Raw genomic sequence first — 23,485 nt, forward strand, 5'->3', positions numbered from 1 at the left:
CAAACACGGAGAGATGCCCTCTTCCCTCGCGCTGAGTGCAGGGCAGCGCACCGCGCTGTTTGCCGCGCTGCGTGAGGCGCGGGTCGGCGGCGCGTTCTGGGCTGATCCATTTGCGGGCACCTCTGCGCACGTGGTGTTGCGTGCGCAATCAGATGCGGAACTCGTCGAAATGCGCGCCAAGGTTGGCGATGAGACGTTGGTTGCGTTTGGGCCAGCGCAGGCGGACGAAGCGGTTGATCCGTGGAGCGTTCTTACCCGCGCCCGGCGGTTGATTGCGCATGGCGAAGACGAATGGATCGCGCTCGCCAGCGTGATCGGGCTCACGGTCGAGGTGCTTTCGCCCGGCCGCTTCGGCGAACCGGGCGAGAATAACGCGATGCTGGCGCAGCGCGCGGCGCACGCGCTCTCGCAGCCACTGCCTGATCCGTTTTCAGATGGCTGGTTTGGCCCGATGGAGGCAATCGCGTTGCTGGCCGAATGGCGCAGGGTCATTGATGCAAATCGCGGCAGCGCGGGCGAACGCCTGGTCGCGGCCTGCGGGATTAGCTGGTGGAAGCGCTCTGAAATTCGGCGCTTTCTGTGGTCGCCGGGTAAGCCTTTGCGGATTTTCATGAGCTCCCGGCGCGCGCTGGCGGCGGCGCGGGGCGAGGGCGCTGCTCTGGCAGTCTGGCCCTCGCGCATTTCCCCGTCTCTGATTGCTGAGGCGCACAAGGCGGGGGTGCCGCTGGTCCGGGTCGAGGACGGATTTGTGCGTTCTGTCGGGTTGGGGAGCAATCTGGTTCCGCCGCTGTCAGTGATTGTTGATCGCAGGGGGATCCATTTTGATCCGCAAAGGCCGAGTGACCTTGAGCACATTCTTGCCCACACGGATTTTTCGCCAGCGCTGCTCGAACGCGCTGCGCGGCTGCGCGATGCGATAGTTGCGGCGGGGATCAGCAAGTATGCGAGCCATGCCGCAGACGGGCGAGGACGCCCAAACAACGCCAAAGATCGGCGTGTGGTTCTGATAACCGGGCAGGTCGAGGATGACATGTCGGTGCGCGCCGGAGGTGGAGGAATAAGCCCGAACCTCGAATTGCTGCGCCGGGCAAGCGCGCTTGAGCCTGACGCCGAACTCTGGTGGCGACCCCACCCTGATGTTGATGCCGGGCATCGCAATGGCGCTGTCGCCGATGCTGCGGCGCTCAAATATACTGACAGGATTGTGCGGGAGGAGTCTATCACCGACCTGCTCGATCAGGTCGACGCTGTGCATGTGCTGACATCGCTATCGGGCTTTGAGGCGTTGCTGCGGCGGCGCGAGGTGATCTGCCACGGCACACCATTTTATGCCGGGTGGGGTCTGACGCGCGATCTCGGCGTGGTTCCTGAACGGCGCGGGCGCGTGCTCACGCTGGATGAGTTGGTCGCTGGCGTGCTTCTGCTCTATCCCCGCTATCTCGACCCGGTGAGCGGCCTGCCGTGTCCGCCAGAGGTGCTGGTGAGGCGTATGGCTGCGGGGGAAATGCCCAACCGGCTCGGCTGGCTCGGCCCGATGCGGCGCGTGCAGGGAAGTGCGATGGTGCGGCTGCGCCGCATGGGGGGGCGATGACGAAGGTTTTGCTCGATATTTCACGGCTTATTTCGCGGGTGCGGCACGCGCGGCCTTCGGGTGTGGACCGGGTCGAGATGGCCTATGCCCGTGGGCTAAGGGAGACATTCGGCGATAACCTCGCCTTTGCGGCAGTGCACCCGTCGGGGTTATACGGTCGGATCGGGCAGACGTCTGCGCTTGCCTATCTTGATGAACTCGAAGCGCGCTGGGCGGTCCCGGACGGGCGGATCGGGCAAAGGTCACTGGCTTCGGTTATGCCATGGATGGCCCGCCTGATGCCGGAGCGCCGCGGGATCGGGACGAGCGACGTTATGGTTCAGGTTTCCCCCCACCACCTGCATCAGACCGCGAAAAAGCGCGCGATCCTCGCCCGCGAGAAAGCGCGATTCGTGTGCCTGGTTCACGATCTCATCCCGATCGAATATCCCGAATACGCGCGCCCCGGCGGACGGGCGCTGCACGAAGCGCGGATGGAAACCGTTGCCCAGCTCTCCGATGCGGTGGTTGTGAACTCGGCCGCGACCGGCGCTTCGCTGACCCGCTGGATCGCAACGCATGGCGCGAATTCACCTCCGATCCACGTCGCCCTGCTCGGCACCCAGTCTTTGCCCCAAACCCCGGCTTCGGCGCCAAAAGACAACAGGCCTTTTTTCGTCTGCCTTGGTACGATTGAGCCGCGCAAGAACCACCTTATGCTCCTCCACTTGTGGCGCAGCATGGCGCAGGAACTGCCCGCCGATGATGTGCCGCGTCTGGTCGTGATTGGCCGAAGGGGATGGGAGAATGAGCAAATCCTCGATCTTCTTGACCGTTGCCCAGCGCTCCATCCATTCGTTGATGAAGTGAACAGTTGCGGTGATGAAGAACTGGCCGCTCTGTTGCGGGGCGCGCGCGGCTTGCTCATGCCATCTTTTGCGGAAGGATATGGTATGCCGATTGCAGAGGCGCTGTCTATCGGCACACCTGTTATTGCCAGCGATTTGCCCGCGCACCGCGAGGCAGGTGGAGCTGCGCCAGATTATCTTGACCCCCTTGATGGGCCGCGTTGGCGGCAGGCCATTCTCGATTACGCCCAAAACGGAGCCCTGCGCCGCGCCCAGCTTGCGCGGCTCAAGCAATGGGATGCGCCGGATTGGTCTGAGCACATGGCAATCGCCGCAGGGGTGATAAGATCGACGGTCGGCTGAACCGGAAAGACCGCGAAACAAGTCGATGGTTGTTCGGTGAAATGCAGCGACTTCTTCCCATATCAGCCCTGTGCCTGATCACGCCCTACCGGACAACGCGCGTGCCGAACACATAATCCCAGAAGATTGCCGTGATGGCGAAATTGCCGTGCCCGGTTATGAAGTGGTGCTGCATGTGATGGCGTTTGAAGAACATACCCACTCGTCCACGCATTGGCCAATGATGACACGCATAATGAGTAAGATCATAGGCGACATAACCGCCAATGAAGCCCACGAACATCCACGTGCCAGCATCGCCAGCCAGTGCCCACAACAGCGCCCAAATCGACATCGACACCGGAACGCTGACGATTGGGGGCATGAGATTGCGCAATTCGTCACGCGGTTGCACGTGGTGGTTGCCGTGGATGACGAAAACGACTCGTTCAAGCCAGGGCCGGTCGGTGTCGAAATGGAACAGCTTGCGGTGGGCGATATATTCAAAAATGCTCCAGATAAACCATCCGGTAAGCATCAGGCCGGTCGCAGACAGCGGCGATAAGGTTCCCCAGGCAGTCATTACAACCAGCGGCACAATCACAGCCCAGATCGCCACAAACCACCCCACGGAAATAACCGTGAATTTCTCAAGCCATCGGTTTTCGAACAAAACGAGACGGTCACTTTGATGGGGCTGATGATTCATATCATTGGCCTCGACAGAAAAGCGATTACCTTGTCAAGCCGGATAGAACGCTGAACCTAGCAAATGCCATCCTGAAAAGCTGGGGTGTGGCTCAGGCGTGACGAGGCGATTATGCAAAATTCTGCTCAGAACATTATTATCACCGGAGCTTCGGGTGGTCTTGGCCGTGCGCTTGCGCTTTATCACGCCCAGGCCGGGGCTGCGTTTGACCTTTGGGGGCGCTCTCCTGCAAGGCTGAAAGAAGCATGTGAGGCGGTGGAGGCCCGTGGGGCCAAGGCGAAACGAACCTGCCACGACTTAAGCGATACGGCTGGTGCGATCGAAATCTTGATTAAACAAGATCGCGCCGCCCCATTCGACGTGGCGTATCTCGCTGCCGGAATCGGAGATGTGCGCCCGGAAGGCGCAATGGTAGAGCCGCCGGAATTGGTGCTGCGGGCGACTCAGGTAAATTTTACTGCGCCCGCTGCTATGGCGGCGGCATTGGCGGCGAGGATGGCAGAAAGGGGCCATGGACGGATCGTTCTGATCGGGTCAGCGGCAGCGCATCATTCCTTGCCTTTCGCTGCCGCCTATTCCGGTTCGAAAGCCGGGCTGGCACGGTTCGCTGATGCGCTTCGCCTTGCGGTCAAGCCACATGGGGTGAGTGTCACGCTGGCCGCGCCCGGGTTCATCGATACGCCTGCTGCGCGCGCCATTTCCTCTAACCGCCCGTTTGAATTGACAGCAGCAGAGGCTGCACGGCGCATTGCTGATGCTGCCGAACGCAAGGCGCGGCACTTCGTCACACCGTGGCCATTCGCGCTTTTCCAGACGTTGGACCGGTTACTGCCAATGGCCTTGCGGGATCATATTCTAACGCGTCTGAAGCCTTGACCGAATGCACGGTCATCTGTCGGCGTGGCCGCCTTCGAGATCCAAGATCGCGTGGTGCAGTTGCGCGGGTGTCACATCTATCCTGCGGTTAGATCCAGTGATAATACGCCCTTCGGCATCGAATTTCACGATGACATAGGGCGTGTGACGCTCACCGCCCGGGATGCTCACGCCAGGAATGCTTGGCCTGTGATCGCCAAAGAACACGAGTATCGCAGGCCTTGCCAGTTGCGCGATTCCCTCTCGCAACTGGCCGAGCATCCTATCGCCAGCGCACACGAGGCGATTGTAGTTTGCGATCGTCACTTCGGCCTTGGCATCACCGCGCGGTGCCCATGGACCGTGGTTCTCGATTGTGACGGCATAGACGAAAGTGGGATCGTTAGTGGCACCTGCAAGCGCGAGTATCCTGTCGGCGACCGCTTCATCCGTGACATAGCGCCCGCCGCCACGGGACTTGGTTGCAAAATGGGCTTCGCCGATCATTTCGGCGAAGCCAGCCGACGGCAAAATGCGGTTTCGGTTATAAAAGCGCATATCATGGGGATGCACAAACAGGCTTTGCCAGCGATCAACCCCCAGCCTTTGCGGCAGCGCGTAATGAGCATCCTCGATTGCAGTCAGGTAGGGGTCGTAGTGTCGGAAACCCAATGCCGCTTCGTCGCGGCCGAACAGCACACCATATTCTGTTCGCATGGTGTAGGCTCCGAATCCGCTCACCAGCAGGTTGCCCCATTGTATTGCGTCTGCGCGCGCGGCCTCAAGTGAAGGCAGCGCATCGTCGGGCCGGCCAAAGAGTTCGACTGGATCGGCGAAGGATTCGCACTGGACAACCACAATGAGGTTCGCTGCCCCCTCGGTATTTGCCGGCTTTCTTGGGGCATGTTCAACCAGTCTGGCCCGGGTGCCGCTCTCTCGCCAGCGTAGCCAGTATAAGGTCAAGGACGGCAGAAGGCCCAGCGCGGCGGTGTCTGCGGCAGCATCAGGCTTGCGTGCCAGCTTGCTGAACAGCCCAAGGTGCAAACTCAGATAGCTAGCAACCAGCCCGATTGCAGTCACCATCGCCCCAGTAATGGCCAAGGTGAGGGTTGGACGGGCTAACCATGAAAGTGCGGCCAGCAAGACAATAACTGCACCCACCCCGGCAATTTTCTGCCACGCCGCCAACACCGAAAAATAGAATTGTGGATGGCGGAACGTCGAGCCGATCAACGCCAAGTCGGTAAAAACAAGAGGTTCGCCCAGCATGCGGTTCTTGGCATTAGACGCAAATACGAACAGCAGGTGGATAGCCAGCGTCAGGGCGGCGGCGAGAGCCGGATTGCCGCTCAACCCCAGCAGCACGCCGAACACGATGGCGGTGATGCAGAACAACAGCCACAAGCCCGACAGGCGGCGTAAAACCCGCACGCTGCGCGGCCGCGCAAACCCGTCCACCAGCGCCATGCCTGGAAAGGTTAAGGCAAGTGCCAAAAGGGCTTCAATCATGCGCGAGCTACCCCGCTGATCACGATGGAATATATTGGATAGCGTTGCGTTCTCTTACGACAGCGCAATATCCGGCGCGTCTTCCTGTTTCATGCCTACCAAGTGATAGCCCGCATCGACATGATGCGTCTCGCCGGTGACGCCCGAAGCGAGGTCTGACAGCAGATAGAGCGCCGCGCCGCCAACATCCTCAATCGTGACGTTGCGGCGCAGTGGGGCGTTCAGCTCGTTCCATTTGAGGATGTAGCGGAAATCGCCGATCCCGCTCGCCGCCAGCGTCTTTATCGGCCCGGCGCTGATCGCGTTGACGCGGATATTGCGCGGCCCCAGATCATTGGCGAGGTATTTGACGCTGGTTTCCAGCGCCGCCTTGGCCACGCCCATGACGTTGTAATGCGGCACGACCTTTTCCGCGCCGTAGTAACTCAGCGTCAGGATCGCGCCGCCGCTTTCGGGCATCATCGCGGCGGCACGCTGGGTGATCGCCACCAGCGAATAGGCCGAAATGTTCATCGTCATCAGGAAATTGTCGAGGCTGGTGTCGACATAGTGCCCGCGCAGTTCGTTCTTGTCGGAAAAGCCGATCGCGTGAACCACGAAGTCGATGCTGTCCCACCGCTGTTTCAGTGCGGTGAAAGCGGCATCGAGCGATTCCATGCTGGAAACGTCGCATTCAAAGGTGAAATCGCTGCCCAGTTCGGCGGCGAGTGGGATCACCCGCTTGGCCAGCGCTTCACCCTGATAGGAAAACGCCAGTTCAGCGCCGTGTTCGGCCAGCTTTTTGGCGATGCCCCAGGCGAGCGACTTGTCATTGGCCAGCCCCATGATCAGGCCGCGCTTGGCCTGCATCAATCCGGGCATTAAACCGGGCATTGATCCGTTCATTCCGTCATCTCCTCGCGTTCTTCGCCAAACGCTGTGTGTGGCTGTGTCAGCGCCAACGCCGCATTCAATTCTGCGCCAATAACCAGCCCAAGCCCGACGAGCCAGAAAAACAACAAGGTAACCATGCTGCCAGCCAGACTGCCGTAGGTCAGGTCATAGGTGAAGAACTGCCGCAGCACCACTGGTAGCGCAGCGGCGACCCCCAGCCACCACAGCATCGTGAATGCGGCTCCGGGCCAGCGCGGCGCGCGGGAATTGCGATATTGCGCAGGGGTCAGTCTGACGAACAGCACGTAAAGTGACCCGCCCAGCCCCAATGCGGGCAGCAGCCGGGACAGTCTGAGGGGCGCAATCACCTCACCCAGCTGCGGCAAGGCGGCGATGATCACCTGTTGCACCGCACCAATTGCCACCTGCGCGAACAGCGACAGCATCAACACCACCACCGCTGCCAGTGTCAGCCCGGCGGACAGCAGACGGGTTTTCCAGAACGCGTGCACCGGCGGCGTGTCATAGGCGCGGCGCAGGATGTCGCGGATCGTTTCGATCAGGCTCGATACCGTCCACAGGCCAACCGCTGCGCCCAGCCATAACAACCAGCCCGAACGCGCATAGATCACGTCTTCGGCGACCGGCCCGATCACGCTGGCGACCGAATCCGGCAGCGCCCGCGTCACCGCAGCGATCATTGCTTCGGCATTGGCGCGCCCGCCGAGCAGATCGAACAGCGCCGCGCCCAGAATGAAGAACGGGAAAATCGCCAGCATCGACAGATAGGCCAGATTGCCCGCGTGGATGAAGCCATCGTTGAAGGTGCCGGTGATGACCCGGCGGATCACCTGCACGGCCTGTTTAAAGGGGGCGGTGTCGATCACCGGATAGATGCCCGCGCGCCCGGCCCGCTACAGGCCGAACTTCTCCCGTGGGCGGGCGGTGTCAACCCAGCCGTCGAGCCGTTCTTCCAGCGCAGCCAGATCTGCGGGAAGCTGGATTTCGAGCGTGACCAGTTGATCGCCGCGTTCGGGCTTGCCATCCACGACCTTGCCGTTCTTCTTCGTCCAGCCCTTGCCCGCCAGCCGCAAAACCGTGCCGCCGTTGGTGCCCGGCTTGATCGTCAGCATCACCGCGCCATCGACCGTCGGGCATTTGACCTTCGCGCCGCGCACTGCCTCGTCAAGGGTGATCGGCAGATCCATGCGGATATTGTCGCCTTCGCGCCGGAAGAACGGATGGCTGCCGACCTCGACCATCACGATCCCGTCACCATATCCGCCGACCCCGAGTTGCCCCTTATCCTTGAGGCGCATGATCGTGCCATCATCGACGCCGGCGGGCAGTTTGAGGTTGATCGCCTTGCCATCGGCCAGCGTGATGCGCTGATCTCGCCCGGCGGCGGCATCGACGAATGGAACGGCGAGGCGGTACTGGATATCGGCCCCGCGGCGCGGCGGCGGGGGTGGTGGCGGAGCCTGACGGCCAAACCCGCGCCGCGCGCCTGCACCCGGCTGCTGACGTGCTTTGCCGCCGAACAGCCCTTCGAACAGGTCGCTGAGATCAACATCATCAGGGCCAACGCCGCCGAAATCTCCGCCGCCCGGCCCCGCACCATAAGTGCCGCCGCCTCTATGGCCGCCGCGCGCGCCCATCCCGGCAAAGGGGTTGGCGGGATTGCCTTCGCCATCAATTTCGCCGCGATCATATTGCGCGCGCTTGTCCTTGTCGGACAGCAGATCATAGGCGCGGGTCACGTCGGAAAATCTCTCCGCCGCGTTGGGTTTGTCCTTGTTGCGATCGGGGTGCAGTTCCTTCGCGAGCTTGCGATAGGCGCTCTTGATGTCCGCTTCGGATGCGGTGCGGGCAATGCCAAGTGTGCTGTAAGGATCGCGCATGGTGATTTAGCTAGGTGCAACAGTGGCAAGTGGCAAGCATCGAGCCGCACGAACGAACAGACGAAATTTACCATGCGCGCCTTTTCCCGGCGGGCGCAGGTGCCTATGTCCCGTGTGCAGCAACATAGTAAGGAAGCCCGATGTCCAGCGCACCCTCTCTTGATGATGCCCAGCTTGCCGCCAGTGTGCTGCCCGCCGGGGCCGATCCGTTTGCGCTGTTTGACGAATGGTTCGCCGCAGCCCATGCCAGTGAACCGAATGATTCCAATGCCATGGCGCTCGCCACGGCGACGGCGGATGGCGCGCCTTCGGTGCGGATGGTGTTGTTGAAGGGCCACGGCGCGGGCGAGATCGCGGGCGGGGGCTTCACCTTTTTCACCAACGCCGAAAGCCGCAAAGGTGCGCATATCCGCGCCAATATGCAGGCCGCGCTGCTGTTCCACTGGAAAAGCCTGCGCCGCCAGATCCGTATCGAAGGCCCGCTGATCGAAGTCAGCCCCGAGGCTGCTGACGCCTATTTCCACTCGCGCCCGTTCAAAAGCCAGGTCGGCAGCGCGGCGAGCGACCAATCGCGTGCCCTGCCTGACCGCCAGACCTATTTGACCCGCGTGCAGGAAATCTGGGCCGCGCACGAGGGCGACGGCAAGGTGCCGCGCCCGCCGCACTGGACGGGATTCACGCTGTCGCCCCGCCGGATCGAGTTCTGGATTGATCGCGACAACCGCCTCCACGATCGCCGCGAATTCACACGCTCTGCGGCCGATGCGCCGTGGTCGGACACGCTGCTCTACCCCTGAGGAACCGCCAAATGCCGCAATCGATCCCCTATTGGCACGTCGATGCCTTTTCCGCTGTGCCGTTTAGCGGCAATCAGGCGGCGGTGATGGAGCTCGACGAATGGCTGCATGATGATGTGCTGATTGCGATCGCGGCGGAAAACCTGTTTGCCGAAACCGCCTTCGTGGTGCGCGATACGACCGGTGCGGCGGACTGGGAATTGCGCTGGTGTACGCCCGCCGAAGAGGTGAGACTGTGCGGCCATGCGACACTGGCGAGCGGGCATGTGCTATTGGGCCGCGATGGCGGCGAACAGGTCACTTTCCGCACCCGTCAATCAGGCATCCTCGAAGTGCGCCGCGCAAATGGTGCGTATGAAGTGGGGCTACCCTGCATTGCGACGACCCCCGGTGCATGGCCAGAAGCTGCCGCTTTGCTTGGCGCAGCGCCGCTGGAGACATGGCGCAATCCGCAGGGTTATGACCTGTTCCTCTATCCCGACGAGGCGACGATTCGGGCGTTGGAGCCTGACCTGCGCGGGCTTGCAAAGCTGGGCAATAATCTGTTCGTCTGCACTGCTCCGGGGCAGCGCACAGATATTGTCAGCCGCGTGTTCGTCCCCGGCGGCGGGGTGGATGAAGACCCTGTGACCGGCGCGGCCCACGCCGTGCTCACCCCGTTCTGGGCCGAAAAGCTGGGCCGCGATAGCTTCACCGCGCATCAGGCGAGCACGCGCGGCGGCGATCTGACCTGCCGCAAGGACGGGAACCGCGCATGGCTCGGCGGGCCGTGCGTCACTGTGGTTAAGGGAACCTTCTACCTCTAGCCAACCAACTATTTCGCGATCCCCCGCGCCCCTGCGCGGGAGCGCGCTGCTTTATCTCACCGAATACAAATCCAGCACATCGGCCGCCTGTTGCAGCATCGGCGGGCGCTGCGCACTGTCCGAATGGCCGAGCCGCACCAGCGTCACGCGCTGTTCGGGAGAAACCAGCACATATTGCCCCATATGCCCGATCAGCGAAAACAGTCTTGTCGGCGCGCGGGTTGGGAACAGTGGATGCTGGCCGGGCTCAGCGCCGGGAATCGGGCGGTTGAGCCAGGTCTGGAACCCATAATGCGGGCTGGCGGGGCTGGGGGCCACCATTGCTTCGACCCAGCGTTGCGGCACCAGTTGTTCACCACTGGGCGTGCGGCCTTTCAACCGCAGAAATTCCCCGAATTTGGCCCAGTCGCGCGCGCTGGCGTGCATCAGGCTGCCGCCGATCATCGTGCCTGATGCATCGAATTCGGGCACCATGCTGGCCATGCCCAGCGGGCCGAACAGCCGCACTTGCAGATAATCCGCCACCGCCTGCCGCCGGGCATCGGGTGCGTCGCTATCCGTCAGCGCGCGCGCGGCAATATCGGCGAGGATCACGCTGGTGTTCGACGAATATTCGAACTTTTCGCCCGGTTCGGCCTCAAGCGGCTGTTCGCTTGCCCAGCGCGCCATGTCGTCGCGACCGTCAAGAAACAGCATCCGCACTTCGCTGCTTTCATAGGGTGGATCGCCCGCTTCGGTGTGTCGCAGCCCGCTGCGCATTTGCAGCAGGTGGCGCAAGGTAATTTCGGCGCGGGGATCGCCGGGGCGTTGCCACAGGGCGACCGGGGCGGGCTCATCAAGGCTCAACTTGCCATCGGCGATCAACATCCCGATCAGCACCCCGGTTATCGTCTTGGCCATCGACCAGCTGATAAAACGGGTGTCCTTATCATAGCCCGGACCATAGCGTTCGGCGGCGAGTTTACCGTTTGCCATCACCACCACCGCGCGGGTTTCGCCCAGCCCCTCCATCGTGAACAGATCGTCGATCTGCCGGGCGAGCTGATCCTTGGGCGCCCCCGCATCATCGGTCACAGCGGCCAGCGCGGCCTCGGACAGCGGCGCTTCGGCAGGCGGCGCGGCGGTGCATCCGCTCAGTATCAGCAGCACTGGCGCGATCAGGTGCGCGCGGTTATGGCTTCGTTTGTTCAGGGTCATCGCACCTTCAATTCCCGATGTGTAAAGGCTTGGCAATGGCGAAATCACCTTCCCCGACCGGCAAGCGCGGCGCGCGCTTCGGCCTGCGCGCGGGGCTGTGGCTGCTGGTGTTGATTGTTGCGGCGCTGGGCGCGGCGGTGTGGGCGTTTCGCGAACCGATCAACGGTTATGGCAGCATCGCGTCGGCCTATTCGGCGCGGGTCGCCTGTTCGTGCCGGTTCGTTGCCGGGCGCAGCCTTGATGATTGCACCAAGGACAAGCTGGCGGGGATGGAGGCGGTGACGCTGTCGGATGACCCGGCGACCCAAAGCGTGACCGCGCGTTTCCCATTGGTGGCCGATGCAACCGCGACCTACCGCAAAGGCTATGGCTGTGTGCTGGAGAAGTGGGAGGAGTAAGTCCCCACCGATTCAACCTCACCGGCATTCAAGCGGATTTCAAATGCAGGTTCAGAACCCGATCCCATTAATCAGACGGCGGGTCAGTATTCACATCGGCGCCGCCATTCATGGTTGTGGATCCGGATATTCGCAGCTTCTCTTGGCGGTGAACCTGAGACATTGATATTGTATGATCAACGCCCTTGATCGTTATTGCGATGGTTCCCTCCTCAGTATAACTGATCAATCCTTTTTCTTTCAGATACCAGATGTGAAAATCAAACGCTTCGTCGGAACATCCGACAAGTTTTTGCAATGAATATTGCCCAACGCCCGCATCCTGGGCAAAACTACGCCTGCGACGATATAGGTGCATCAATAGTTTTTCGTGGGCTTCGCCATCCGAAAGCGCGAGCTGCTCTCCTTCTGCGCTGAATTCACTTTCCGCAAAGGGGAAACCGATTTTCGCAGCATATTCATCGTCATACTTTGCCCGATCGTCGGGGTTTTTCAATGCTCTGTATGCTTCCAGAACGTCCCGTAATTTGTCGGTATCGGCGGTTTCGGGATGATCGGGATGGTATCGCTTCGCCAGATTGCGATATGCAGTTTCCAGCGTTTGCAGATCGCATCTGGGGTGCACATGAAGAACCGCGTAGAAATCAACAAAGCCTTGATCAGTCGTCATTCTCGATACCCCCCGGTGCCCTACTCGACTGTCAGCGAGTAAAATGCCCGAACAGTATCGCAACGCGGCCATGCGGACGCAAGACGCTTATCATCTTTGCTGGCCACTGCACGGCGGAACCGTTTGAGAGGCTGGAAAATGGCCGCGGGTTAGCCCCTTACCCCCGATACAGCCCGTCGATCCGTTCCTGATACCGCTCACGGATCTTGTGGCGCCTGATCTTCATGCTCGGCGTCATTTCCTCGTTTTCGATCGAGAATGCTTCATCCGCAAACGCGAATTGACGCACTTTTTCGATCACCGACAGATCGGCATTGGTGCGATCGACTGCGGCGCGCACTGCGTTTTTGAAGGCGGGCAGTTCCTGCAACGCTTTCAAATCGAATTTCTCGTCATTCTCACGCGCCCATTCAAGCGCCCATTCGGCATCGGGCACAATCAGCCCGACCACGTAAGGCCGCTTGTCCCCGCTCACCATCGCCTGCGCGATTTCGGGCTGGAGCGTCAGCATCCCCTCAACCTTTTGCGGGGCGATATTGTCGCCCTTGTCGTTGACGATCATGTCCTTCTTGCGATCAGTGATGACGATCCGGCCCTTGTGGTCGAAATGGCCGATATCGCCGGTATGCAGCCAGGGTCTCCCGTTTTGATCCTCCGGATCGGGTTGCAGCGTGCGCGCGGTTTCCGCCTCGTTGCGCCAATAGCCGTGCATCACCAACTCGCCGCGCACCAGAATCTCGCCATCTTCGGCAATGCGCACTTCCACGCCCCTGAGCGGCGGGCCGACGGTGTCCATCTTGAGGCCGGCCGCCGGACGGTTGCAGCTGATCACCGGCCCGGCTTCGGTCTGGCCGTAGCCTTGCAGCATGGTGAGGCCCATCGCATCGAAGAAATTGCCGACTTCGGGATTGAGCGGCGCGCCGCCTGATACCATCGCCTTGATCCGCCCGCCAAACTTGGCGCGAATCTTGGGGCGCAGGGTTTTTTCGACGAGGAAATCGACCGGCTTGTCACGCAGGCGCTTTTTGCCCTCTGTGGCTTTGCCAGCGATCCTGAGCGCGCTGTCCATCATGAAATTGGCGACTTTGCCCTGTTTTTCGACCTGTTTCATGATCCGGGTGCGCAACACTTCGAACAGGCGCGGGACGACTACCATGATGGTGGGGCGCGTTTCCTCGATATTCGATGCGAGCTTTTCCAGCCCTTCCGAATAGAAGATTTCCGCGCCGACCCCGATCGGCAGATATTGCCCGCCCGAATGTTCATAGGCGTGCGACAGCGGCAGAAACGACAGGAAGCGTTCGTCGGTGATGCCGAAATCTTCGATTAAAACCTCGGCAGCGCCTGCGACATTGCACAAAATCGCGCCGTGGTGCTGCATCACCCCGCGTGGTGCGCCGCCGGTGCCGCTGGTATATATCAGGCAGGCTGTGTCATCGCGCTGAATGCCGGCAATGCGCGCGTCCACCGCCGCGCGCGCCGCAGCCGCATCGCCGGAAATCAGCGCCGCCCAATCGTGATATTCAAAGCTGCTCGATTGCTGGCGTTTGAGATCCTCAATCCCGATAACGTGTTCGGCCAATCCGGTCTGACCGATCGCGCCAACCACTGGGGCGAGCAGTTTTTCGTTCGAAACGAACACCGCCCTCGCGCCTGAATTATCGAGGATATGCGCGTGATCGCGGCGGGTGTTGGTGGTGTAGGTCGGCACGGTGATGCACCCGGCGGCCATGATGGCGAGGTCAGCGATGCACCATTCGGGCCGGTTTTCCGAAACCAGCGCCACCCGGTCGCCATCGTTCAACCCCATGGCGCGCAGGCTTTCCGCCAGCAGGCACACCTGCTCTGCCGCGGAACGCCAGCTTTGGGTTATCCATTGCCCGCCCGCCTTGTGGCCCAGAAACGGCGCATCGCCCTTGGCGTCGGCGCGTTTGAGGAACAGCTCGACGAGGTTCTGCGCCCCATCGATATCCTGCAACAGCTGGTTATCCGCAGGGTTCACCACCGCGCGGGCAGCGTGAAGCTGAGTTGGAGAATGCTCTGGCAAAGGCTCCTGATCCCTTCGAATATTATTCGGGGTTCATGTGCGTCCCCGTGAAGCCGCAGATTAGAAGCTGATTGCGGGAGCGGCAAGCGGTGTGCGCAGCGATGTGCTCAAATGCTATTCATAGGCCAGCTTGCTTTGCAGGCGCGGGTCCACCGCCACTTCCCACCCGCCACCGGGCAACAGCCGCAGGGCATTGGCCTTGAGCGGCGGCGCGCCTGTGCGGATGCTGGCATGGCCAAGCGCCTTGAGCGCGGCCTCCATGCCTTCGAGCGCGGTGCCACCCTCGATCAACACGCTATCGCCAAAGCTCATGATGAACGGCAGGCCCAGCGCACTTTCCGCTGACAGGCCGAAATCCACCACGCCGATGATCGAGCGGGCAACCTGCACCGGGATCGTCGGGCCGCCCGCCGCGCCGATCACCAGCACAATCCGGCCATCGGCATCATAGACGATTGTCGGCGCCATCGACGAACGCGGGCGCTTTCCGCCTTCGACCCGGTTGGCGACCGGCTTGCCATCAGCTTCGGGGGTGAGGGTGAAATCGGTGAGTTCGTTGTTGAGATAAAACCCGCGCCAATACAGCCCCGATCCGAACGCGCCTTCGACGGTTGAGGTGTAGCTGATGGCGTTGCCGGCACCGTCAACAATCGCGAAATGGGTGGTGCCATTTTCCGGTTCCTCCGGCCCGTCACCGCGTGCCAGCGGCGCACCGGGCGGCACGCCTGCCTCGGCCTTGGCCAGCGCGGTGTCAGGGGAAATCAGCATTGCACGCTGTTTGAGGTAGCCCGCATCGACCAGCCCAGCGACAGGGACTTCGACGAAATCGGTGTCGCCCGAATACAGCTCGCGATCAGCATAGGCGAGCCGCTGGCTTTCAACGAACAGATGCCAGAATTGCGGATTGTCCGGGCCAAGCGCGGCCAGATCAAAGCCTTCGAGCTGCGCGAGCATCTGCGCCACCGCGACCCCGCCGGACGACGGCGGCCCCATCCCGCATACCCGGTAAACACGGTATGGTGCGCATACCGGGGCGCGTTCTTTCGCCTGATAGGCGGTGATATCGGCAGGCGTTATGCGCCCGTCCTGCGGGGTTTCGCCCGCCACGTAGCTGGCGAGCGCGGCGGCGGCGCTGTCACCATACATCGCCTCTGGCCCGGCCTTGGCGAGCGTCTCCAGCGTATCGGCCAGCGCAGGCACACGCACCGTCGCGCCAATCGGCAGCGGTTCGCCATCGGCGCCGAAAAACACCGCGCGCGCAGCAGCGGTCTTGTCCGCTCGGCCCTTGTTCGCGGCTAGTGATTCGTGCAACCGCCGGTTCACGGTGAAGCCGTCGCGGGCCAGCGCAATCGCGGGCTCGAACAGCGCGGCCCAGGGCAGCGTGCCGTGTTTCGCATGGGCCTCGGCGGCGAGCGCGATGTTGCCAGGCACCCCGACGCTGAGGCCCGAAAACACGCGGATTTCGCGCGGCAGCACCTTCCCATCGGCGTCAAGGAAGCGGTTGCCCGTGGCGGCGGCAGGCGCAGTCTCACGCCCGTCGAAAGTGGTCAGTGCGCCGGATTCGCCGTCAGCGCGCAGCATGAACCCGCCCCCGCCGATGCCCGAGCTTTGCGGTTCGACCACGGTCAGTGCCAGCATCACCGCGATGCCTGCATCAACCGCCGATCCCCCTTGCGCAAGGATAGCCTCCCCCGCTGCCGTCGCGCGCGGATCGGCGCTGCTGACCGCGCCTGCGGGGATCGGAACCGCAGCAGCGGTTTGCGGAGCGGGTGTGGCGGTGCAGGCTGCAGCGGCAAGAGCCAGCGGGGCGATCAGATGATGAAACAAACGCATGAAACGCTCGCTATTCGCTTCCCACCGCTTCGGCAATGCTAGTGAAGCCATCGCGCCGCATCAGAACCTCCAACCCGCGCACGATCCGCGCGCCAAGCCCCGGCCCTTCATAGACCATCGCCGAATAGAGCTGCACCAGGCTGGCCCCTGCGCGAATACGCTCCCACGCGTGCTGCGCGCTGGCGATGCCGCCCACGCCCACCAGCGGGATTGCGCCGCCGGTCGCCTTGCGAAAATCGCGCAGCCGTTGCACCGCCAGATCGCGCAGCGGCTCACCCGACAGCCCGCCTGCCTCACCCGCGTGGTGTGATCGCAAGGCGGGCCGCGAGATCGTGGTGTTGGAAACCACCAGCGCGCCCAGCTGCTTGTCGATGGCGATCCGCGCAATCGCGTCGATATCCGCAGGCTCCAGATCGGGCGCGACCTTGAGGAAGATCGGCGGGGGCGCGTCACACTTCGCCTCGGCCCGCGCGGCGATCACCGCATCGATCAGCGCGGTCAGCGCGGCTTCATCCTGCAAGGCGCGCAGGCCCGGCGTGTTCGGGCTGGAGATATTGACGCACAGATAGCTTGCGAACGGGGCCATCATTTTCGCCATCACCGCGTAATCAGCAATGCGATCCGGCGAATCCTTGTTGGCCCCGATATTGACCCCGACAATGCCGGGCCGTGCCGCGCGCGTGCGCAGCCGTTCAAGCGCCGCTGCGCCGCCAGCATTGTTGAACCCCATGCGGTTGATGACGGCCTTGTCTTCAACCAAGCGGAACAGCCGCGGTTTGGGGTTGCCCACCTGCGGCAGCGGTGTGATCGAGCCGACTTCGGCGAACCCGAAACCGAGGCCGAGCAGCGCATCGGGCACCTCGGCATCCTTATCGAACCCCGCCGCGACGCCGACCGGATTGGGGAAAGTGAGCCCCGCAACCGTAATCGCCAGCCCATCAGGGGCAGGCTTTGGCGTGCGAAGCGGCAGCGCGCAAAGCGCGCGAATCGCCAATCGGTGTCCGGTTTCCGGATCGAACGCGAACATGGCGGGCTTGAGCAAATGAAACAGCATGGGAATCGCGCCTATGGCAGTGTGCGGCAGGTGTCGAGCACCTGAACAATACACCTTCACGCTTTAACGCCTGATCCCAGGCGGTTTTGGCAGAATATGACAATCTTGTAATATGTTACCTTGCCAGCCGATACATTTTTTTGTCGCTTACATACAATCCCGCAGGCGATTCGTAGTCTAAGGCAATTCTTGCGACCCGAAGGGCTCGGAGCATCATTGCAAAGAGTTCCTCAACTTTCATAGGCGGCGTTCCTTACGGAGCGCCGCCTTTTTTTGACCATCTCACTTTTGACTGCGGAAACAAATGCAGTAATAGTGGGTTGGGTAAGTTATGGACGCGATCTTTCCTCCCGCTCAATTATCCGAAAGGGTCACGGTTGATCCGCCGCGCCTTACGCCAGCGGCGCTGATTACGATCGATTACATCGCGCCATCGCAATCCATCGCGCCGTACGTCACCACCCTGTATCATTTCCGCTGCGATGAACCGGTGATCCGCGACATTCAGCCAGCCTCGGTCGGTCATCTGTGCTTGTTCCCGCATGGCACGGGTGAATTGCATTTTGCCGACGGGAACCGCGACCCCAATCATGCCGTTGGGCTGCTCACCCCGCTTTCGCGCGCGGTGGCGATTGTGATTGATGGGCCATTCCACGCTGTTGGCGCGGCGCTGACCCCGCTTGGCTGGGCGGCGCTGACCGGGCTTCATGCCGGGAGGCACCGTGACCGGCTGTTGCCTGCTGGACCGGTGCTTGGGCCGGAAATCGATGCGCTTGGTGTGCAGTTGCTTGGTGCATATCGCGCAGGCACAATGACGGGACAGGAATGCGCTCTGGCGATCGGCTCCTTCATCGAAGGTCGGATACGCCCGGTCAATCCGCGCCATCTTGAACTCATCATCGCGGTGGGGCGCTGGCTCAGTGCCGGGTTCAATCCGGAAGTCAGCGCGCTGAACGGGACTGCTGGCTATTCCACACGACAGGTGCAGCGCCTAGTCGAACGTTATTTTGGCCTGCCGCCCCGGGCACTGGCGCGCAAATACCGCGCATTGCGGGTCGCCGCGCTGCTTTCTTCCCCGCAATTGTCGCTGGAGGACGAGGCCGAAATTGCCGAAGCTTTCTTCGATCAATCGCACATGATCCGCGAAATCACCCATTTCGTCGGGCGCACCCCGGCTCGGCTGAACGATCGGGAAACGCCCTATCTTGCCGAGATGATCAATTCGAGGAACCTGCGCGAACTGGGGGGCTAGTCGCGCAGGGCTGCATTCTTTACACCGATGAAATTGTGCCAATCTGACCTGAGAGTGACCATGCCCCATTTCCGCGCTGCTTCCGCATTTGCTGTTACCCCCTCGCTGTTGGCGCTGGCGCTGGCGCTGTCACCGGTCGGCGTTGCCGCGCAGGACGCAGCGCCCGCACCTGCGGCTGAAAGCACCGCCAGCGAAGCTGCGGCGATTGATGCGCTGTTTGCCGCCTATGATGCAGAGCAGCTCGCCAATTCTCCGCTTGGCAAGGCCTTCCGCGGCATCCGCGATCAGGATTACGGCAAGTGGGATGACCCTTCCGATGCGGCGGCTGATGCCGAGCTTGCGCGCTTGCAGGATACAGCCACCCGAATGCGCGCTTCGTTCGATCCGGCGCAATTGCCCGCCCAGCAAGCGCTGTCTTACCGCCTGTTTGAACAGCTGGCGGCGCGCCGCGCCTCGCTTCACCCCTACCGCGACTATGGCTACATCTTCGACCAGATGAACGGCGCGCAAAGCCGGATGCCTGCGTTTCTGATCAGCGCCCACCGGGTCGCCAATCTGGCTGAGGCCGAAGCCTATGTCTCGCGCATCGAAGGCATGGGGCCGCAGCTGGACGCGCTCATCGCCAAGGCGCGCGATCGGGCGGACGCAGGCGTAATGCCGCCCAAATGGGTCTATCCTTACGTGATTTCCGATATCGGCAATCTGCTGGGCGCAGGCGATGATAACGCGGTGCTGGAGGATTTTGCCAAGAAGCTCGGCCAGCTTGATCTGCCCGCCGAACAAAAAACCGCCTTGCAGGAACGCGCCCGCGCAGGGTGGAGCACCGCCGTCGCCCCCGCCTACCAGCGCCTGCGCGCCGAAATGGAGCGCCAGCAGGCCATCGCTCCGACCGGTGATGGCGTGTGGCGCTTTCCCGAAGGCGACAAATATTACGCCGCGCTGCTCGCAAGCTATACCACCACCGATCTGACCGCTGACGAAATCCACGCCATCGGCCTCGGCGAAGTCGACCGCATCCACGGCGAAATGCGCGGGATCATGGCCAAGGTTGGCTTTACCGGCACCTTGCAGGAATTTTTTGCCTACACCCGCGATGACGCGCGCTTCTTCCACACCAGCCGCGAAGATTACATTGCCGATGCCAAGCAATATCTGGCGGCGATGGATGCCAAGCTGCCCGAATTTTTCGCCACTCTGCCAACCGATCCGCTGGAGATCCGCGCGGTTGAAGCCTTTCGTGAAAAAAGCGCGGGCAAGGCCTTTTATCAGCGCCCTGCGCCTGATGGATCGCGCCCGGGCATCTACTACGTCAACCTCTACAACCTGCGCGACATGTCAAAGAATGAACTGGAAGCGCTGGCCTATCATGAAGGCTTGCCGGGCCATCACTTGCAGCTTTCGGTGCAGACCCAGCTTGGCAACCTGCCCGCTTTCCGGCGGTTTGGCGGGGTGACCGCCTATTCCGAAGGCTGGGGCCTCTATACCGAGGAACTGGGCAAGGACATGGGGTTCTATACCGATCCCTTCTCCGATTTCGGACGGCTCGGCATGGAATTGTGGCGCGCCGCGCGGTTGGTGGTCGATACCGGCATCCACCACAAACGCTGGAGCCGCGAAGAGGCGATGCAATATCTCGCCGACAACACACCGAACCCGGCGGGCGACATCGAAAAGGCGATTGAACGCTATGTCGTCTATCCCGGGCAGGCGACCGCTTATATGATCGGCAAATTGAAGATCATGGAGCTGCGCGCGATGGCTCAGGCCGAATTGGGCGCTGATTTCGACATTCGCGCCTTCCACGATGTGATCCTCACCAGCGGGCCGGTGCCGCTGTCGATCATGGAGGAAAATGTCGGCAGTTGGGTCGCAGCACAAAAGGGCGGCTGATCGCCCGCGCGGTTTTTGCGATTGTAATCGGAGCGGATTGCTCCTATTTCTAATTCAGAACGATTTCGTCTGAATTGAGAACTGCTCGCAATGCGCCTGTCAAACCTTGCTGATTATGCCGTGATCACGATGTGCCAAGCCGCACTGCACTGCGGCAATGGTCGGGTGAGCGCGGCGGAACTGGCGGCGGAAACCGGGCTGCCGGTGCCGACCGTGCAGAAGCTGGTGTCAAAGCTGACAGCCGCTGGCCTGCTCCGATCAGTGCGCGGCGCGCATGGCGGCCTTCAACTGGGCCGACCTGCCGCCGCAATCACGGTCGCGGATATTGTCGAGGCGATCGAAGGGCCGATTGCGCTGGCGACCTGCATCGATCACGTCCCCTGCGATTTCGAAACCGGGTGCAGCATGAAACCGCACTGGCCGATCATCAATAACGCGCTGCGCGGCGCGCTGGCGGGGATCACCCTGTCGCAACTGCGCAATCCCCCTGCGCCGCGCCCGCTCCCCCTGGTTGAGGAACATCTGGCATGAACCAAGACACAGACCTGCAAGCCCGGCCCGAAACCGATATCGAGGCCCGCGAAGCTGCCGCGAAAGCCGCCGATTACGAGCATGGCTGGTCATCGGACATCGAAACCGAATTTGCTGAAAAAGGCCTCACCGAAGACACGGTGCGGTTCATTTCGGCCAAGAAGGGCGAGCCCGAATGGATGCTCGACTGGCGGCTAAAGGCGTTTCGCCTGTGGCAGAACATGGACGAGCCCGATTGGGCTAAGGTCGGCTATCCCGCGATCGACTATCAGGACGCCTATTACTACGCCGCGCCCAAGAAGAAGGTCGAACTCGGTTCGCTCGATGAACTCGATCCCGAGATCAAGCGCATCTACGACAAACTGGGCATCCCCTTGGGCGAGCAGGAAGTGCTGGCCGGGGTAAAGGGCGCGCACAAGGTCGCGGTGGATGCAGTGTTCGATTCTGTCAGCGTCGCCACCAGCTTCCGCGAGGAATTGAAGCGTGCAGGCGTGATCTTCCTCTCGATTTCAGAGGCGATCCGCGAATATCCCGATCTGGTGAAAAAGTGGCTCGGCCGCGTCGTGCCGGTGCGCGACAACTACTTTGCGGCGCTGAACTGTGCGGTCTTCTCTGACGGCACCTTCGTCTACGTGCCCGAAGGCGTGCGCTGCCCGATGGAGCTTTCGACCTATTTCCGCATCAATGCCGAAAACACCGGCCAGTTCGAACGCACGCTGATCATCGCGGAAAAAGGCAGCTATGTCAGCTACCTCGAAGGCTGCACCGCGCCGATGCGCGATGAAAACCAGCTCCACGCCGCCGTGGTTGAACTGATCGCGATGGACGATGCCGAGATCAAGTATTCGACCGTGCAGAACTGGTACCCCGGCAATGCCGAGGGCAAGGGCGGGATCTACAACTTCGTCACCAAACGCGCTTTGTGTCAGGGTGATCGTTCCAAGGTCAGCTGGACGCAGGTGGAAACCGGCTCTGCGGTGACGTGGAAATATCCTTCCTGCGTGCTCAATGGCGAGGATTCGGTGGGCGAGTTCTACTCGGTCGCGGTCACCAACAATTTCCAGCAGGCCGACACCGGCACAAAGATGATCCACAACGGCAAGAACAGCCGCTCGACGATCATCTCCAAGGGGATTTCGGCGGGCAAATCGTCAAACACCTATCGCGGCCTCGTCCGCGTCGGGCCGACCGCCAGCGGCGTGCGCAACTTCACCCAGTGCGACAGCCTGCTGCTCGGCGACCAATGCGGCGCGCACACCGTGCCCTATATCGAGGTGAAGAACCCCAGCGCGCAGATCGAGCACGAGGCGACCACGAGCAAGATCAGCGACGAACAGCTGTTCTACGCGATGCAACGCGGGCTGGGCGAAGAGGAAGCCGTGGCGCTGATCGTCAACGGCTTTGCCAAGGACGTGATGCGGCAGCTGCCGATGGAATTCGCAGTCGAAGCGCAGAAGCTGCTGGCGATTTCGCTTGAGGGGAGCGTGGGGTGAGTGAGAACTGGATCACACTAGGCGCAACAACCATTCCACTGTTTGGAATCGCCGGGAGCGCAGTAGCCTACGTGATAAAGTTGTTCCAAGACAAAGCGGTTAGGCGGCGCGAGCGTTTTTTCGAGCTTATGCAATTCATCGATGGCAAAGGCACCATCGCAGCGAAGGTAGCGGCAGTTTATTCGCTTCGGGAATTTTCAGAGCATCGTGAGTTTATCGTCCGGTTCTGTGAAGCACAGATGGACAACATCGAAGGCGCCGGAAGTGCTGCTGATAGCTTGAGGCAAGAAATGCAATTTACAGCGGATGCTATGCGAAAATGACCACTCGTAAAACCCTGGCCCTCAATCCCGATGCCGCCTCCACCGATGCCCCCGCGCTCAAGAAGAAGGGCCGTGGGTGGGAGATTTCGGATTCGCGCCTCGACGCCCTGCATGAACAGGCGCGCGAAATGCGGCGCCATTCGTCCGATGCGCACAAGGCGCTGGCGGAGAAGTTCGCGGCTGCCGATCTGGGCCGCTACACCTTCAAACGCCACGCCGTGGTCGGCAGCGCGATTGTCGATTTCAACTGCCACAATCTCGGCCTCGCGCTGGCGATTGACGAGGAGGGGCAGAACGATGCCCTCGTCAAGCGCCGCGACAAGAGCCTTGAAAGCGTCGGCATCAAGGTGATGCGGATCGCGGCCAGCGACATTCTCGATGACATAGACGCGGTGCTTGGGCGCCTCACCACCGTGATGCGCGACCGGATCACCGAACGCAAAGCCGCCGCCCGCGCGCACAAGGCGGCCAACCCGAAGCAAAGCTACGACCGCCCCAAACCGCACGGGGAGCGCAAGGGATGAACCTTGCCGTTTCCGTCTTCCCGGGCTTGACCCGGGACCCCGCTTTTCTTCCTTCCCGCGCAG

22 protein-coding genes are annotated in these 23,485 nt (G+C 61.7%); 12 read left to right on the forward strand and 10 right to left on the reverse strand.

Annotated elements, in window-relative coordinates; genetic code table 11:
* The first annotated feature begins 13 nt into the window (after positions 1-13).
* Positions 14-1,591, forward strand: a complete 1,578-nt coding sequence (locus tag ABIE62_RS07865) for a capsular polysaccharide export protein, LipB/KpsS family (protein WP_354324998.1) — start codon at positions 14-16, stop codon at positions 1,589-1,591.
* Positions 1,588-2,781 (forward strand): glycosyltransferase family 4 protein, encoded by a 1,194-nt coding sequence (locus ABIE62_RS07870; protein WP_354325000.1) that lies wholly within the window; start codon positions 1,588-1,590, stop codon positions 2,779-2,781. The genes ABIE62_RS07865 and ABIE62_RS07870 overlap by 4 nt, the downstream gene beginning before the upstream one ends.
* 85 nt (positions 2,782-2,866) lie before the next feature.
* Here the strand turns inward: ABIE62_RS07870 and ABIE62_RS07875 are convergent, their stop codons facing one another.
* The gene (locus ABIE62_RS07875) at positions 2,867-3,469 is read right to left on the reverse strand and encodes a sterol desaturase family protein (protein ID WP_354325001.1); all 603 of its coding nucleotides are present in this window, start codon (positions 3,467-3,469) and stop codon (positions 2,867-2,869) included.
* 111 nt (positions 3,470-3,580) lie between these two features.
* Between ABIE62_RS07875 and ABIE62_RS07880 the strand changes: the two genes are divergently transcribed.
* Positions 3,581-4,345 carry an SDR family NAD(P)-dependent oxidoreductase gene (locus ABIE62_RS07880; RefSeq protein WP_354325003.1) on the forward strand — a complete coding sequence of 255 codons (765 nt, stop codon included), beginning with the start codon at positions 3,581-3,583 and terminating at the stop codon, positions 4,343-4,345.
* A gap of 12 nt (positions 4,346-4,357) precedes the next feature.
* On the opposite strand, the gene ABIE62_RS07885 is transcribed toward ABIE62_RS07880, so the two are convergent.
* From ABIE62_RS07885 to ABIE62_RS07900, 4 genes are read right to left on the reverse strand one after another with little or no spacing between them, the layout of a single operon-like run.
* On the reverse strand, positions 4,358-5,833 hold the full coding sequence (locus ABIE62_RS07885) for an LTA synthase family protein (protein ID WP_354325005.1): 1,476 nt from the start codon (positions 5,831-5,833) through the stop codon (positions 4,358-4,360).
* A 54-nt stretch (positions 5,834-5,887) separates the two neighbouring features.
* The gene (gene fabI, locus ABIE62_RS07890) at positions 5,888-6,694 is read right to left on the reverse strand and encodes an enoyl-ACP reductase FabI (RefSeq protein ID WP_354325295.1); all 807 of its coding nucleotides are present in this window, start codon (positions 6,692-6,694) and stop codon (positions 5,888-5,890) included.
* A gap of 20 nt (positions 6,695-6,714) precedes the next feature.
* Complete coding sequence (locus ABIE62_RS07895; RefSeq protein ID WP_354325006.1) at positions 6,715-7,593, reverse strand: YihY/virulence factor BrkB family protein; 879 nt, start codon at positions 7,591-7,593, stop codon at positions 6,715-6,717.
* 27 nt (positions 7,594-7,620) lie between these two features.
* Positions 7,621-8,607 carry a DnaJ C-terminal domain-containing protein gene (locus tag ABIE62_RS07900; RefSeq protein ID WP_354325008.1) on the reverse strand — a complete coding sequence of 329 codons (987 nt, stop codon included), beginning with the start codon at positions 8,605-8,607 and terminating at the stop codon, positions 7,621-7,623.
* Positions 8,608-8,747: 140 nt separating this feature from the next.
* Here ABIE62_RS07900 and pdxH point away from each other — a divergent pair, with 140 nt between their 5' ends.
* On the forward strand, positions 8,748-9,404 hold the full coding sequence (pdxH, locus tag ABIE62_RS07905; RefSeq protein ID WP_354325010.1) for a pyridoxamine 5'-phosphate oxidase: 657 nt from the start codon (positions 8,748-8,750) through the stop codon (positions 9,402-9,404).
* Between the two features lie 11 nt (positions 9,405-9,415).
* Positions 9,416-10,210 carry a PhzF family phenazine biosynthesis protein gene (locus tag ABIE62_RS07910; protein ID WP_354325012.1) on the forward strand — a complete coding sequence of 265 codons (795 nt, stop codon included), beginning with the start codon at positions 9,416-9,418 and terminating at the stop codon, positions 10,208-10,210.
* A 51-nt stretch (positions 10,211-10,261) separates the two neighbouring features.
* Here the strand turns inward: ABIE62_RS07910 and ABIE62_RS07915 are convergent, their stop codons facing one another.
* A complete protein-coding gene (locus ABIE62_RS07915) occupies positions 10,262-11,407 on the reverse strand; it encodes a serine hydrolase domain-containing protein (protein ID WP_354325013.1) in 1,146 nt (381 codons plus the stop codon).
* Positions 11,408-11,442: 35 nt separating this feature from the next.
* On the opposite strand from ABIE62_RS07915, the gene ABIE62_RS07920 reads away from it, so the two are divergent.
* Positions 11,443-11,805, forward strand: a complete 363-nt coding sequence (locus ABIE62_RS07920; protein ID WP_354325015.1) for a hypothetical protein — start codon at positions 11,443-11,445, stop codon at positions 11,803-11,805.
* Between the two features lie 67 nt (positions 11,806-11,872).
* On the opposite strand, the gene ABIE62_RS07925 is transcribed toward ABIE62_RS07920, so the two are convergent.
* From ABIE62_RS07925 to ABIE62_RS07940, 4 genes are all read right to left on the reverse strand, one after another.
* Complete coding sequence (locus ABIE62_RS07925; RefSeq protein WP_354325017.1) at positions 11,873-12,475, reverse strand: J domain-containing protein; 603 nt, start codon at positions 12,473-12,475, stop codon at positions 11,873-11,875.
* Positions 12,476-12,632: 157 nt separating this feature from the next.
* Positions 12,633-14,456, reverse strand: a complete 1,824-nt coding sequence (locus ABIE62_RS07930) for an AMP-dependent synthetase/ligase (RefSeq protein ID WP_354325297.1) — start codon at positions 14,454-14,456, stop codon at positions 12,633-12,635.
* A 180-nt stretch (positions 14,457-14,636) separates the two neighbouring features.
* Positions 14,637-16,355: a gamma-glutamyltransferase gene (ggt, locus tag ABIE62_RS07935; RefSeq protein ID WP_354325019.1), complete on the reverse strand. Its 1,719-nt coding sequence runs from the start codon at positions 16,353-16,355 to the stop codon at positions 14,637-14,639.
* Positions 16,356-16,365: 10 nt separating this feature from the next.
* Positions 16,366-17,409 carry a quinone-dependent dihydroorotate dehydrogenase gene (locus ABIE62_RS07940; protein WP_354325021.1) on the reverse strand — a complete coding sequence of 348 codons (1,044 nt, stop codon included), beginning with the start codon at positions 17,407-17,409 and terminating at the stop codon, positions 16,366-16,368.
* Between the two features lie 331 nt (positions 17,410-17,740).
* Here ABIE62_RS07940 and ABIE62_RS07945 point away from each other — a divergent pair, with 331 nt between their 5' ends.
* The 6 genes from ABIE62_RS07945 to ABIE62_RS07970 all read left to right on the forward strand — a co-directional run bounded on the left by ABIE62_RS07945 (position 17,741) and on the right by ABIE62_RS07970 (position 23,422).
* Positions 17,741-18,661 carry an AraC family transcriptional regulator gene (locus tag ABIE62_RS07945; protein WP_354325022.1) on the forward strand — a complete coding sequence of 307 codons (921 nt, stop codon included), beginning with the start codon at positions 17,741-17,743 and terminating at the stop codon, positions 18,659-18,661.
* 60 nt (positions 18,662-18,721) lie between these two features.
* Positions 18,722-20,551: a DUF885 domain-containing protein gene (locus tag ABIE62_RS07950; protein WP_354325299.1), complete on the forward strand. Its 1,830-nt coding sequence runs from the start codon at positions 18,722-18,724 to the stop codon at positions 20,549-20,551.
* 90 nt (positions 20,552-20,641) lie between these two features.
* Positions 20,642-21,082 (forward strand): SUF system Fe-S cluster assembly regulator, encoded by a 441-nt coding sequence (locus ABIE62_RS07955; RefSeq protein WP_354325024.1) that lies wholly within the window; start codon positions 20,642-20,644, stop codon positions 21,080-21,082.
* A complete protein-coding gene (gene sufB / locus ABIE62_RS07960; protein ID WP_354325026.1) occupies positions 21,079-22,575 on the forward strand; it encodes a Fe-S cluster assembly protein SufB in 1,497 nt (498 codons plus the stop codon). Before ABIE62_RS07955 ends, sufB begins: the two co-directional genes overlap by 4 nt.
* Entirely contained in the window at positions 22,572-22,898 is a 327-nt protein-coding gene (locus ABIE62_RS07965) for a hypothetical protein (RefSeq protein WP_354325028.1), read from the forward strand. The genes sufB and ABIE62_RS07965 overlap by 4 nt, the downstream gene beginning before the upstream one ends.
* Positions 22,895-23,422 (forward strand): endonuclease domain-containing protein, encoded by a 528-nt coding sequence (locus ABIE62_RS07970; protein WP_354325029.1) that lies wholly within the window; start codon positions 22,895-22,897, stop codon positions 23,420-23,422. Before ABIE62_RS07965 ends, ABIE62_RS07970 begins: the two co-directional genes overlap by 4 nt.
* Positions 23,423-23,485 lie beyond the last annotated feature (63 nt).

It is taken from the genome of Porphyrobacter sp. MBR-155 (genome assembly GCF_040547625.1).
Classification (GTDB): Bacteria; Pseudomonadota; Alphaproteobacteria; order Sphingomonadales; family Sphingomonadaceae; genus Erythrobacter.